At 60.3% G+C, this 13,341-nt stretch carries 10 protein-coding genes; 6 read left to right on the forward strand and 4 right to left on the reverse strand.

The window, feature by feature from the left end:
• Positions 1-37: 37 nt before the first annotated feature.
• Positions 38-1,357: an LLM class flavin-dependent oxidoreductase gene (locus tag OQK_RS09610; protein WP_016772193.1), complete on the reverse strand. Its 1,320-nt coding sequence runs from the start codon at positions 1,355-1,357 to the stop codon at positions 38-40.
• 1 nt (position 1,358) lies between these two features.
• Positions 1,359-3,584, reverse strand: coding sequence for a TonB-dependent receptor (locus tag OQK_RS09615; RefSeq protein WP_016772194.1), 2,226 nt, complete (start codon positions 3,582-3,584; stop codon positions 1,359-1,361).
• A 203-nt stretch (positions 3,585-3,787) separates the two neighbouring features.
• Here OQK_RS09615 and OQK_RS09620 point away from each other — a divergent pair, with 203 nt between their 5' ends.
• On the forward strand, positions 3,788-4,825 hold the full coding sequence (locus tag OQK_RS09620; RefSeq protein ID WP_016772195.1) for a LacI family DNA-binding transcriptional regulator: 1,038 nt from the start codon (positions 3,788-3,790) through the stop codon (positions 4,823-4,825).
• Positions 4,826-5,038: 213 nt separating this feature from the next.
• Here the strand turns inward: OQK_RS09620 and betT are convergent, their stop codons facing one another.
• Both betT and epsC read right to left on the reverse strand, forming a co-directional pair.
• Entirely contained in the window at positions 5,039-7,000 is a 1,962-nt protein-coding gene (gene betT / locus OQK_RS09625; RefSeq protein WP_167333564.1) for a choline transporter BetT, read from the reverse strand.
• Between the two features lie 398 nt (positions 7,001-7,398).
• On the reverse strand, positions 7,399-8,325 hold the full coding sequence (gene epsC / locus OQK_RS09630) for a serine O-acetyltransferase EpsC (protein WP_016772197.1): 927 nt from the start codon (positions 8,323-8,325) through the stop codon (positions 7,399-7,401).
• Positions 8,326-8,515: 190 nt separating this feature from the next.
• On the opposite strand from epsC, the gene OQK_RS09635 reads away from it, so the two are divergent.
• The 5 genes from OQK_RS09635 (at position 8,516) to OQK_RS09655 (ending at position 13,303) form a co-directional block, all read left to right on the forward strand.
• Positions 8,516-9,514: a D-cysteine desulfhydrase gene (locus OQK_RS09635; protein WP_016772198.1), complete on the forward strand. Its 999-nt coding sequence runs from the start codon at positions 8,516-8,518 to the stop codon at positions 9,512-9,514.
• Positions 9,515-9,861: 347 nt separating this feature from the next.
• The gene (gene tcyJ / locus OQK_RS09640) at positions 9,862-10,662 is read left to right on the forward strand and encodes a cystine ABC transporter substrate-binding protein (RefSeq protein WP_016772199.1); all 801 of its coding nucleotides are present in this window, start codon (positions 9,862-9,864) and stop codon (positions 10,660-10,662) included.
• The gene (gene tcyL, locus OQK_RS09645; RefSeq protein WP_016772200.1) at positions 10,662-11,327 is read left to right on the forward strand and encodes a cystine ABC transporter permease; all 666 of its coding nucleotides are present in this window, start codon (positions 10,662-10,664) and stop codon (positions 11,325-11,327) included. Before tcyJ ends, tcyL begins: the two co-directional genes overlap by 1 nt.
• A 4-nt stretch (positions 11,328-11,331) precedes the next feature.
• Entirely contained in the window at positions 11,332-12,081 is a 750-nt protein-coding gene (tcyN, locus tag OQK_RS09650; protein ID WP_016772201.1) for an L-cystine ABC transporter ATP-binding protein TcyN, read from the forward strand.
• Between the two features lie 457 nt (positions 12,082-12,538).
• Positions 12,539-13,303: a hypothetical protein gene (locus OQK_RS09655; RefSeq protein WP_016772202.1), complete on the forward strand. Its 765-nt coding sequence runs from the start codon at positions 12,539-12,541 to the stop codon at positions 13,301-13,303.
• Positions 13,304-13,341: the final 38 nt, after the last annotated feature.

Below are 13,341 nucleotides of genomic sequence, written 5' to 3' on the forward strand. Positions count from 1 at the left end.
ACGGGGATGAATCCCCTCACCACAAAGGCCCCATCAATCATGCGAAGCGGTTTACAGGTCGGGCGAGCCCCAGGTTCTGCCGCAACGTGCGCCCTTCATACTCGGTTCTGAACAAGCCACGCCGTTGCAGTTCCGGCACTACGCCGTTGGCGAAATCTTCGAGCCCACCCGGCAGGTGCGGCACCAGCACATTGAAGCCGTCCGCCGCGCCTTGCTCGAACCACTCCTGCAGGCAATCGGCAATCTGTGCCGGCGTGCCGACCAGGCTGTGATGCCCCCGCCCGCCAGCGATCCTGCGACCAAGCTCGGCGAGGGTCAGGTTCTCCCGCCCGGCCAGCTCGGTCAGCAATTTCTGTCGGCTCTGCTGACCGCTGTCAGTCAGCGGCAATGGCGGCAGCGGCCCGTCCAGCGGGTACTTCGATAAATCGAAGTTGCCCAGCATACGCCCAAGCAGCGCGACGCCCACCTCGGGTTCGACCAATTGCTGAAACGTTTCACACTTTTCCTGCGCTTCAGCCTCGGTAGCAGCGACCACCACGAACACACCGGGCATGATTTTCAGCGAATCGGTGCTGCGCCCGAACTTGGCCAAGCGTCCCTTGATATCAGCGTAAAACGACTGTGCGGCGGCCAGCGAAGTCTGCGCGGTGAACACCACTTCCGCCGTTTGCGCCGCCAGTTCGCGCCCGGCTTCGGAAGAACCGGCCTGGACGATCACCGGTTGCCCCTGCGGCGAGCGCGCGACGTTCAGCGGGCCTTTGACACGGAAATGTTCACCGACATGATCGAGCACATGCAGCTTGTGCGGGTGGTAATAGGCGCCGCTGGCCTTGTCGCGGTGGAAGGCATCGTCTTCCCAACTGTCCCAGAGCCCGGTGACCACCTGATGAAATTCACGGGCGCGGCTGTAGCGTTCGGCATGGCCGATGTGTGCGTCGCGGCCGAAATTAAGCGCCTCGGCGGCGTTGTCCGAAGTCACCAGATTCCACCCGGCCCGTCCGCCCGATAAGTGATCGAGCGAGGCGAACTTGCGCGCCACGTGGTACGGCTCGTTGTAACTGGTGGTGGCCGTGGCGATCAGGCCGATGTGCTCGGTCACCGCGCTCAGTGCCGAGAGCAAGGTCAGCGGCTCGAAGTGATCGGAGCGCGCCATGCGGCTGGCGATATCTTCGGTCGGTGCGGCGACGCTGTCGGCGACAAACAGCGCATCGAACTTTGCCGCTTCGGCGATCTGCGCCAGACGTTTGTAGTGGGCGAAATCCAGCCCCGCATCCGCAGGCACATCGGGGTGCCGCCACGCCGCCACGTGATGCCCGGTGGCCATGAGAAATGCACCGAGTTTCATCTGTCTGCTCATCTCAGAAATCCTTGCGCAATTGCACGCCGAAGTAGCGCTCGTCATCGCGAGGCACGGCGCGATAGATGTAGCTACCGCCACTGGCCAGCAACGGCGAATAGGACTTGTCGGCGAGATTCTTGCCGAGCAGCGCGACGCGCCAGCCATTGCTGTAATCGGCCAGGGCGACGCTGGCGTTCCACAGCCCGAAAGCGCCCTGTTTGGTATCTGGGTTCTGGCTGATGTCGTACTGCACTTCGCTTTGCCAGCTGTAGTCGGTGCCGAGTTCGATATCGAGACCGTTGTCCAGCGGAATTGTGTAGTCAGCGCGCACGTAGCTTTTCCAGGCCGGGCTGAATGGCAACGGTTTGCCGTTGACGTTGCACGACGCCGCCGCGCCGGCCGGGCAAGCGAATTCGTCGATGCGTGCGCGGGTGTAGGCCAGTGCGCCGGAGAACTTCAATTGCTGGGTGGCCTGCAGGGCGTAATCCAGTTCGACGCCTTCGCTGGTGACGCTGCCGGCGTTGATCAAACGCGTCACCACTTGCCCGGCGACGGTGTCGAAAAAGTTCGCCTGATAGTTGTCGTACTCGCTGTGGAAGATCGCCAGGTTGGTGGTCAGGCGGTTGTTCCAGGAGGTGGCTTTGATCCCCGCTTCCCAGGTGTTGGAGGTCTCCGGTTTCAGCGCTTCGGTGTCGCGCGGCTGCATGTTGAAAAACACGTTGTACGCCGGGCCTTTGTAACCGCGCGAATAGGTCAGGTACGTGGTGACGGTATCGCTCAGGTCGTACTGCAAACCGAGGCGACCGGACCAGCCATCTTCGTCCACCGAACCTGAGCTGCTGGCCGCCGGTTGAATGCCGCTGACGGTGGTTGCTGATGTTGAAACGCGACGGTGATCGTATTCCAGATCATCGTGGGTGTAGCGCAGGCCGGCGATGCCGCGAAAGTGCGAAGTGAAGTTCAGCGTGCTCTCACCAAACACCGCGTAGCTGTCGCTGGTGGTGCTGTAATCGGCAACGCCACGGTCGGTGCGTGTGGTGGTCGTGAGGGTGCGCTGATAGGTCTCGTCGTCCTTGCCGTGCATGTAGAACAGGCCGCCGACGTACTCGAGAAACTCGCCCTTCGGTGAGGCCAGCCGCAGCTCTTGCGAATACTGGTCGAAGGCCAGATCGCCCTTGTCGGCGGTGCCGGGGAACGCCGCCGTCACGGTGCCGAGGCGATCACCATCCTGATACTGGGTGTTGTCCCAGCCGCGCCACGCGGTGATCGACGTCAGCGTGAAATCACCCAGTTGCCAGTCGAGCTGGCCGGACAGGCCTTTGTTGATGTCCTCGATGTGAGAGCGGGTGTCGGTGTTGACGTCGCGATTGTGGCTGGTCGCATTCACCGGACTCAGCGCGTTGCCGAAGGCCGGCGTCAACGCTTGGCTGACGACGCCATTGGGCGCGTCGTCGTGGGACTGCATGTAGTCAGCGATCAGGGTGAAGGTGATGTCGTCATTCGGAGTGAATTCGAGTTTGCCGCGCACGCCGCGATGGTTGTAACCGTTGACCTCGTGGCCGTTGTGCTGGTTGTCGACATTGCCGTCGTAACTGCCGAACAGCGTGCTGATCGAGCCCTTCAGCGTGTCCGGAATCAGACTGCCGCCAAGGCCGAAACGGCTGCGGCTTTCGTTGCCGCTATAGAACGCCTGATCGATATAGCCGTGGGTCTCGACGGTCGGTGCTTTGCTGGTGATGTTGAGTACACCGGCCGAGGCGTTCTTGCCGAACAGCGTGCCTTGCGGGCCGCGCAGCACTTCGACGCGCTCCAGATCGAGCAGATCCAGCGTGGCCTGGCCGGGACGCGCATACACCACGCCGTCGATGACCGTGGCGACGGTCGGCTCGACGCCGGGCGAGGTGGAAATGGTGCCGACGCCGCGCACGAATAACGAGGTGTCCTTGTTCGAGGCGCCGGTGCGGAAATTCAGCGACGGCACTTGCTGAACGATGCTCGCCACGCCGTTGCGGTTGTCGCGTTCGAGCTGTTCGCCGTCGAGCACGGAAACCGCCACCGGTACTTTTTGCAGTGACTCTTCGCGGCGAGTCGCGGTCACCGTGACGGATTTCAGCGTCGGTTCCTGATCGCTGCTGTCAGCGGCAAACGCCGTGGGCAGCGGCAGCGCCGCCAGCCCGGTAAAAATCCAGCCCGCCGCGCGAATCGACTGCGTCAGTGTGTGTAATGCCCCAAGAAAATTACGCATAGATGTTCGCTCGAAAATGGCCCTGAACCGCTGCCGTTCTGTGACGACAGCGCCTGAATCTGTCGTGGGCATTCGCTCGAGCGAGTAGCAGACAACACGCATTGTTAGCGCTAACATCGCGAATATTGGCGATCTGGCTATAGAGCGTCCAATACTGAAAAATTACTTTTATATGCGATTTGGTTTTTAGAAAGGATCGAGTCTTGAACGTTGAAAAGCCGCGTAAACGCCGGGGCGCCGGACGTGTGACGCTGAACGCCGTGGCGCGTGCAGCCGGGGTGTCGGCGATTACCGTGTCGCGGTATTTCAATCAGCCCGAGCAGGTTTCGCCTGAGCGGCGCGAGCGCATTGCGGCGGTGGTCGCCGAGCTCGGTTATGTGCCTAATCTGGTCGCGGGTGGTCTGGCCTCGGCGCGGGGGAAAATCGTCGGCATGGTCATTCCGAACATCTCCGGGCCGATCTTCGCCAACACGATCCAGGGCTTCAGCGATACCCTCAGTCGTCACGGTTATCAACTGTTGCTGGCGTCGAGTTATTTCGATATCGAGCAGGAAGAAAATGCCGTGCGCGCCTTTCTCGGCTGGTCGCCGGCAGCCCTGGTGCTGACCAGCCACTTCCATAGCGAAGGCACCGAGAAGATGCTCGCCGAGGCCGATATTCCGGTCATCGAAACCTGGGATTACCAGCCGGAGCGCGAGCCCATGCAGATTGGCTTTTCGCACTTCGAAGTGGGCGTGACGGCAGCAAGGCATTTGCTCAAGAAAGGCTACCAACGCATTGCTTTCGTACAGAACAGTGCGCCGGGCGACTTCAGTGCACTGGAGCGCCGCGATGGTTATGCCGCCACTGTGCGTGAAGCAGGACGTGAGCCATGGATTTTCGCCCCGGACGCCGACCGCGCGCCGTTCGAAGCCGGCAAGCAAGCGATGGACGCCCTGATGAACGCCTCACCACGCCCCGACGCGATCATCTTCGCCAACGACAACCTCGCCGCCGGAGGTCTCCTCGCCGGACAGCGCGCGGGTATCAAAATCCCCGCAGACTGCGCCGTGCTCGGCTTCGGCGATTACCCGTTTGCCGAGATGTTATTGCCCAGTCTGAGCACGATCAAACCACCGGCACTGGAGATCGGTGTACTCGCCGCGACACGCGTGCTGGAAAGCCTTGGCGTGTTGCCGAGCGACAAAGTGCAGCGGCTGAATCTGCTGCGATGCCAAGTGATCGAGCGCGAAAGCATCTGATGAATATGGCGGGGGCTGGATTGGCTATGCTCTAGGTCATACCGAGGTGGCCCCTTCGCGGGCAAGCCCGCTCCCACAGGTTTCAGTGTTGGATACAAAATCTGTGAACGGCGCAAAACCCTGTGGGAGCGGGCTTGCCCCGGTGGCGGCGGTGGTGCTGTTCATAGTGCTGAGCGCCGAGGCGTAAAAAACTCTCGGCGCTCAGCCGTTGGATCAACGCACCAGATGCAGGAACTGCATGTGCCGTTCGTACTGGTCGAGGATGTCGTTGATGATCTGTTCTTTGGTGTAGCCGACCAGATCGTAGTCCTGACTGCCCTCGCTCAAGTGCACTTCGGCGCGGTAGTAGCGGCGATTGTTGAGTTGCTTGGAACCCATGCCGCCGCGCGCGAACGATGGCGTGAAATAGCCGCGCATCTGCACCTGATAGATGAACGGATGCTGCTCGCCATGACCGATTTCCAGGCTGACGTTGTCATGCGCCGGATCCGGCTGAGTGACGACGTGCAGACCTTTCTCGACGAACACGGCGGTCACTTCCTCGATTGCCGGGCGCACTGTGCTTTCCATGAAGCGGTACACCTCGTCGCGGGACGGGAAGTGCACGGCCTGGCTCAGGCGCTGACGCCAGCCACCGGTGCCACGCCGCGAACCGGAGACCGGCGCCAGCGAATGCAACTGCGCAATCTGCTTCTGCGATTCCAGATAGAACGCCTTGTGCAGGCCCCACATCATCAGCAGCAGAATCAACGAGAACGGCAATGAGGTCAGCACCACCGCCGACTTCAGCGCATCGATGCTGCCGGAGAACAGCAGCGCACTGGTGATCAGCGCGGTCATCGCGCCCCAGAACACCCGCAGCCATTTCGGCCCGTCTTCATCCGGGTTGCCGCCCTTCGCCGACAGGGTCGAGAGGACCACGGTGCCAGAGTCCGCCGAGGTCACGAAGAACACGAAGCTGATAAACACCGTCACGGCAATGACCGTCTTGCTCCACGGGTAGGTTTCCAGCAGCAGATAAATGCTCATCGACGGATTGTCGATGGCCGACATGCCCAGCGCACTCATGCCGTGATTGAGCACCTGGTCCAAGGCGCTGTTGCCGAAGATCGACATCCACGCCAGGGTGAAACCGAGCGGGATCAACAGCACGCCGAAGACGAATTCACGGATAGTGCGGCCACGGGAGATCCGCGCGATGAACAGGCCCACGAACGGCGACCATGCAATCCACCAGGCCCAGTAGAACACGGTCCAGCCACCCAGCCAGTCACTCGGTTTGTCGTAGGCGTAGAGGTCGAAACTCTTCATCGGCAGGGCGCCGAGGTAGTCGCCGACGTTCTGGATCAGCGTGTTGAGCAGGTGCTGTGTCGGCCCGGCAAACAACACGAACAGCAGCAGCCCGCAGGCCAGCAGCATGTTGATGTCGGACATCACCCGCACGCCTTTATCGACACCGGAGACCGCAACGATGATCGCCGCGCCCATCATCAGCGTGATCAGGCCGACCTGAATCCACTGGGTGTGGGCGATGCCGAACAGATAATCCAGGCCCGAGTTGAGGTGCAACACGCCGAAGCCCATGTCGGCACCAAGACCGAACACCGTGGCGATGATGCCGAAGCCGTCCACCGCATAGCCGATCGGGCCGTTGATGCGTTTGCCGATCAGCGGATACAGCGCCGAACGCAGGGCCAGCGGCAGATTGTGCCGATAAGCGAAATAGGCCAGTGCCATGCCGACGAAGGCGAACACGCCCCAACCATGCAGGCCCCAGTGCAGAAACAGAATCTGCATCGCCTGGCGCGCCGCATCCGCCGTGCCCGCGTCGCCTTGCGGTGGCTGGAGCATATGGGTCAGCGGTTCGGAGACGCAGAAGAAAAACAGCGTGATGCTGATCCCGGCGGCGAACAGCATGCCGGCCCAGGACAGGTAACTGAATTCGGGCTCGTCGTGGTCGGCACCGAGTTTTATCTTGCCGTAGCCGGATAAGGCGGTGACCACCACGAAGACCAGATACAGGGTCATCGCGAGCATGTAGTACCAGCCGACCGTGTTGGCCGCCCAGTTCTGCGCTTCCAGCAACCAGGCGCCGGCCTGTTCGGGGATGGCGATGACGACAAGACCAAACAGCAGAATGACCGTCGCGGCGAAGTAGAACACCGGCGGATTCATGCGTACCAGACCGCTGGCGGGGGTAGACGATGCACTCATGAAACGTGCACCTCGAAGGGTTGAAACGTGGCTGAAATGATCGGACTCAGCAAAGGCAAGCCTCCTGTTGTGAGCGGGCAGCGAACCACCGGTTTAACTTGAATGAACGTTCAAGTTAAACATGAATGGGGTGGTAAGGACTAATCGCAGGGCTGGGCGGTAGGTTTCCTACAGCGCCCAAAGAGGGGTATGACGCGGGTTTGGAGGGATTCGTTCACTGATGAATTGGCTGAAGGCCATTACTTCGATCCAGCCTGAAATCTTTCGCGAGCAGGCTCGCTCCCACATATGAAACGCATTCCAATGTGGGAGCGAGCCTGCTCGCGAAGAGACCCGATACAACAACACAGACTCAACACCTACTTCTGCGTCCCGTCATCATGCTGCAGATTCGCCTGCGTCAGATTCGCCCCCGCCGGCACGCTGCGCGTCAGCCAGACGTTGCCGCCAATGGTCGAGCCCTTGCCGATGGTGATCCGTCCGAGAATCGTCGCCCCGGCATATATCACTACGTCATCCTCAACGATGGGATGACGCGGATGGCCCTTCTGCAACTGGCCGTCCTCATCTGCCGGGAAGCGCTTGGCCCCCAGGGTCACTGCCTGATAAATGCGCACTCGCTCACCAATGATCGCGGTTTCGCCAATCACCACACCGGTGCCGTGATCGATGAAGAAGCTGCGGCCGATCTGCGCGCCCGGGTGGATATCGATGCCCGTCGCCGAATGGGCGATCTCCGCGCTGATCCGCGCCAGCAGCGGCAGCCCGGCACGGTATAAATGGTGCGCGAGGCGATGGTGAATCACAGCGAGAATGCCCGGATAGCACAGCAGCACTTCATCAACGCTGCGTGCCGCCGGGTCGCCGTGATAGGCCGCCAGCACATCGGTGTCGAGCAGCGTGCGCAGGCCCGGCAAAGCCAAGGCGAAATCCTGCACGATCTGAATGGCGCGGGTCTCGACTTCACTGTCGTCCTGCGCGCTGTGGCGGGCAACGTAACGCAACTCCAGGCGCGTCTGCGCCAGCAAGGCATTCAGCGCTACATCAAGCGTGTGGCCGACGTAGAAATCTTCACTTTCTTCACGCAGATCGACCGGCCCCAGACGCATCGGGAACAGCGCGCCACACAGCGCCTCGAGGATTTCCGCCATCGCCGCTCGCGATGGCAATTCGCGGCCGCCCTGCTCCCCTGAAGCCCGGCCATTCAGTGCGCGCCACTGATCCCGCGCGCTGCGCAGCTGGCTGACGATGGTCTGCAATTGCCAATGGCTGGAACGCTCGCTCACGGTAAAGACTCCTCACGGGCGGCCGGACTGTCTGGCCGCGTCATCGGCGCCTACTTTACGGCATGCCTTTGCCGACGAATTAAGAACCGATAGTGCTGGCCTCAGTCCATTTGGCTATAAGCAATTGGCGGTTGCCCGGGCAAAAACGCGTGCCTATAGTCCTTTCATTCTTCTGCGCCAGTACGGACCCATGATCAAACAACAGCTGCAACGCTTCCCCCGTCTCGAACTGCTGAGCCACCCCACGCCGCTGGAAAAACTCGAACGCCTGTCCACCTGGCTCGGTCGCGAGGTGTACATCAAGCGCGATGACCTGACGCCGCTGGCGATGGGTGGTAACAAGCTGCGCAAACTCGAATACCTCGCCGCCGACGCGCTCGCGCAAGGTGCTGACACGCTGATCACGGCCGGTGCGCTGCAATCGAACCACGTGCGCCAAACCGCCGCGCTGGCGGCGAAACTCGGCCTCGGTTGTGTGGCGCTGCTGGAAAATCCGCTGGGCACCGATGACGGAAATTACACCGGCAACGGCAACCGCTTGCTGCTCGATCTGTTCGACACCAAGGTCGAACTGGTCGACAACCTCGATAATGCCGACGAACAACTGGCCGCACTGGCCGTGCGCCTGCGCAGCAACGGCAAGAAGCCGTATCTGGTGCCGATCGGCGGCTCCAACGCCCTTGGTGCTCTGGGTTATGTGCGCGCTGGGCTGGAGCTGGCTGAGCAGATCAAGGACAGCGGCCTCGATTTCGCCGCTGTGTTGCTGGCGTCGGGCAGTGCCGGGACCCACAGTGGTCTGGGGCTGGCGCTGAGTCAGGCGCTGCCGCAACTGCCGGTGATCGGCGTGACCGTTTCGCGCAGTGAAGAAGATCAGCGCCCGAAGGTGCAGGGTTTGGCCGAACGCACGGCAGAGCTGCTGGGCGTCGAGTTGCCGGCCAGCTTCAAGGTCGAGCTGTGGGACGAATATTTCGCCCCGCGTTATGGCGAGCCGAATGCCGGAACGCTGGCGGCGGTGAAACTGTTGGCCGCACAGGAAGGTCTGTTGCTTGACCCGGTCTACACCGGCAAGGCCATGGCCGGTCTGCTCGACGGGATCGGCCGGCAGCGCTTCGATGACGGCCCGATCATCTTCCTGCACACCGGCGGCGCGCCGGCGTTGTTTGCCTACAAGGATTTTCTGACAAGATGATCACTGCAGATTGCAGATACCTGTGGCGAGGGGATTTATCCCCGTTGGGTCGTGGAGCGGCCCCTTGCCTTCGCAAGTGAGTACACGTCGCAGGACTTTGCAACTGTTGTGCAGTCGAACGGGGATAAATCCCCTCGCCACAACTGAACGGACGCATATTCCAAAAAACCCTAAAAGAAACACAATCTAGTATTTTCAAGTCTAAAACAGACATCTTATAGTCTCGCCGCAGGCGAATTTCGGGCGAGACGCTTAAGCTGCTTTAAGGCAGGATAGCGCTGTCGTTCAAATCACCAATTTGCCTACATTCCTTAAGCGTCTTCCATAAGAAAACACAGGGGCTTGTCATGAATTTTTCCGCACTACGTCGCACTCTGCTGGTCGGTTCGCTGGGTCTTGCGCTCAGCGCTGGCCTGATCGGTCAGGCAGTGGCCGGTGAGCAGTTGCAACAGATCAAGGACAAAGGCGTGCTCAACGTCGGCCTGGAAGGCACTTACCCACCGTTCAGCTACGTCGACGAGAACGGCAAGCTGTCCGGTTTCGAAGTCGAGCTGTCCGAAGCGCTGGCGCAAAAGCTCGGCGTCAAGGCCAAGATCCAGCCGACCAAATGGGACGGCATCCTCGCCGCGCTGGAATCCAAGCGTCTGGATCTGGTGGTCAACCAAGTGACCATCTCCGACGAGCGCAAGAAGAAGTATGACTTCTCCGAACCCTACACCGTGTCCGGCATCCAGGCCCTCGTGCTGAAAAGCAAAGAGTCGGCGCTGAACATCAAGACTGCCGCTGACCTGTCCGGCAAGAAAGTCGGTGTCGGCTTGGGCACCAACTACGAGCAGTGGGTTCGCGCCAACGTGCCGGGTGCTGACGTGCGCACCTACGACGATGATCCGACCAAGTTCGCCGACCTCAACAACGGTCGTACCGATGCCATCCTGATCGACCGTCTGGCTGCCCTCGAATACGCCAAGAAAGCCCCGAAAACCGTCGCAGCCGGTGAGGCCTTCTCGCGTCAGGAATCCGGTATCGCCCTGCGCAAAGGCGAGCCGGAACTGCTCGCTGCGGTGAACAAGGCGCTCGACGAACTGCGTGCTGACGGCACTCTCGAGAAACTGTCGAAGAAATACTTCAACGCAGACGTCACTAAATAATGGAAGAGGCTTTCCAACTCGCGCTGGATTCCGCGCCCTTTCTGTTGAAGGGCGCGTACTACACGGTAGTCCTCAGCCTCGGCGGGATGTTCTTCGGTCTGCTGCTGGGCTTCGGCCTCGCGCTGATGCGTCTGTCGCGCTTCAAATCGGTCAGTTGGCTGGCCCGCATCTACGTGTCGTTCTTTCGCGGCACGCCGTTGCTGGTGCAGCTGTTCGTGATCTATTACGGCTTGCCGCAACTGGGCATGGAGCTTGATCCGCTGCCGGCAGCACTGATCGGTTTCTCGCTGAACATGGCCGCCTACGCCTGTGAAATCCTGCGTGCCGCGATCGGTTCGATCGAACGCGGTCAGTGGGAAGCCGCTGCGAGTATCGGCATGACCCGCGCGCAGACCCTGCGCCGGGCCATCCTGCCGCAAGCGATGCGCACGGCATTACCGCCGCTGGGCAACAGCTTCATTTCGCTGGTCAAGGACACGGCGCTGGCCGCGACCATTCAGGTGCCGGAGCTGTTCCGTCAGGCGCAGCTGATTACCGCCCGGACTTTCGAAGTCTTCACCATGTATCTTGCCGCCGCGCTGATCTACTGGATTCTGGCCACGGTGCTTTCGCACTTGCAGAACAAGTTGGAAGAGCGGGTCAATCGGCACGACCAGGAGTCCTGACGCGATGATTGTCGTGGAAAAACTGACCAAGCAATTCAAGGGTCAGGTCGTGCTCAACGGCATCGACCTTGAGGTAAAGGAAGGCGAAGTCGTCGCGGTCATCGGCCCCAGCGGCTCGGGGAAAACGACGTTCCTGCGTTGCCTGAATTTCCTCGAAGAACCCACCAGCGGCCGGATCAAGGTCGGCGATATCGAAATCGATACCAGCCGCCCGCTGAACCAGCAGCAAAGTCTGGTGCGCAACCTGCGCCAGCACGTCGGCTTCGTGTTCCAGAACTTCAACCTGTTTCCCCATCGCACCGCCCTGGAAAACGTCATCGAAGGCCCGATCGTAGTCAAGAAGATGCCGCGCGACCAGGCAGTTGCTTTGGGTAAAAAGCTGTTGACCAAAGTGGGGCTTGCCGGCAAAGAGGACGCCTATCCGCGCCGTCTCTCCGGTGGCCAGCAACAGCGCGTGGCGATTGCCCGGGCGCTGGCGATGGAGCCGGAAGTGATTCTGTTCGACGAACCGACTTCAGCGCTCGACCCGGAACTGGTCGGTGAAGTGCTGGCAACCATTCGCGGTCTTGCCGAAGAAAATCGCACCATGGTGATTGTCACCCACGAAATGGGCTTCGCCCGTGACGTGGCCAATCGCGTGGTGTTTTTCGACAAGGGCGTAATTGTTGAACAGGGTGAAGCCAAGGCACTATTTGCCAACCCGAAAGAAGAACGCACCAAACAGTTTCTCAGCAAGTTCCTGAATCACGCCTGACAACTTTCTCAGCAATACCCCTCCACTTCCACGGATGGAAGTTACCTCTCTCCCGGCATTTCAATCTTCTCTACATTTGTTACTTGCGAGCGTAGATATATATTGCGCAACGGTTACGCGCATCTTCGAATCGTCATATTTCCATACGCTTGCCTGCGAACAAACCCGCACAAAACCCTGCGCAATTGCCGTTTATCTGTAGCTGATTTCGCGCTTACACCTAGGCTTAGTGCCTCGATGACGTAGGAGTTTTCTGATTAACTTGTAATTTACGCATTAACTAACCCCCTCTATTGACACCCCTCTCCGTAGACTTTTATCTAGTCGGCAACCGGCGCCCCTTAGTTCAAACAACCCGCACTAATACCGAGCAGATACTTGTCGCTTTTATTGCCAGTTGATTCGCGCCTTTTTTCCAGAAACGGATTTCGCTGCAAGACTTCAAGGAGAGAAACCGATGACCCGCACTTCGCATACACCCGAACTTGCAGCGCCAACGCTGGCATGCGCACAAAAAACCGGCATCAACCAGGCGACAGCGGCCCATCTGTTGATCGATGTACCGCCCTACCGCGACATGGACGTTGGCGATCTGATCGAACTGTTCTGGAACAAACGCTATGTCGCGTCAAAAGTCCTCAGCGCAGACGATGTGGGTGAGTCGGTCAGCCTGCGGGTGCCGGAGAGTTTCATCACCAATGGCACCGCGCGCATTCACTACCGCGTGATGCAGGTCGGCCAGGGTCCGGCACTGTCGGCGGCGACCCGGGTGCAGGTCAAACTCGATTGCCCCGGTGGCCAGCCCACTGGGCAGTGCGAAGACGAAAACCAGCAACTGGCACCAGTGACCATCCCCGAAGCGATTCGCCGTCAGGGCGTGAATCCCAGCCAGATCAAACGCGGCGTGCCGCTGACTATCGAGCCTTATCTGAACATGGCAGAAGACGACGCCATCACATTGCGCTGGGGCGATGTGCGCATGGATCTGGCGCCAGTCACTGCGGCCGATGTCGGGCTGCCGATTCAGGTCTGGGTGCCACCGGCGGTCATTGTCGAAGCGGGCGAAGACCTGCGGCTGGACGTGACCTACTGCATCCTCGACCGGGTCGGTAACAACTCGCGCTGGGCACCGCCGCGCACGTTGAAAATCGGTTGCGTGAATCCGTACGTAAAAGTCCCTTTGAAACCCGAATTCAAGGCTGCCGAATCGCGAACCAAGTGATACCTGCCCAAGGTGGGAGGTCAGTAACCTCTCACCTG

The sequence above is a fragment of the Pseudomonas sp. R62 genome, from assembly GCF_000257605.1.
GTDB lineage: Bacteria > Pseudomonadota > Gammaproteobacteria > Pseudomonadales > Pseudomonadaceae > Aquipseudomonas > Aquipseudomonas atacamensis.

Coding starts and splice junctions, on each gene's coding strand:
- OQK_RS09610 (WP_016772193.1), bottom strand. CDS start 1,357: ATGAGCAGACAGATGAAACTCGGTGCATTTCTCATGGCCACCGGGCAT.
- OQK_RS09615 (WP_016772194.1), bottom strand. CDS start 3,584: ATGCGTAATTTTCTTGGGGCATTACACACACTGACGCAGTCGATTCGC.
- betT (WP_167333564.1), bottom strand. CDS start 7,000: ATGAATCCGCCGGTGTTCTACTTCGCCGCGACGGTCATTCTGCTGTTT.
- OQK_RS09635 (WP_016772198.1), top strand. CDS start 8,516: ATGATCAAACAACAGCTGCAACGCTTCCCCCGTCTCGAACTGCTGAGC.
- tcyJ (WP_016772199.1), top strand. CDS start 9,862: ATGAATTTTTCCGCACTACGTCGCACTCTGCTGGTCGGTTCGCTGGGT.
- tcyL (WP_016772200.1), top strand. CDS start 10,662: ATGGAAGAGGCTTTCCAACTCGCGCTGGATTCCGCGCCCTTTCTGTTG.
- tcyN (WP_016772201.1), top strand. CDS start 11,332: ATGATTGTCGTGGAAAAACTGACCAAGCAATTCAAGGGTCAGGTCGTG.
- OQK_RS09655 (WP_016772202.1), top strand. CDS start 12,539: ATGACCCGCACTTCGCATACACCCGAACTTGCAGCGCCAACGCTGGCA.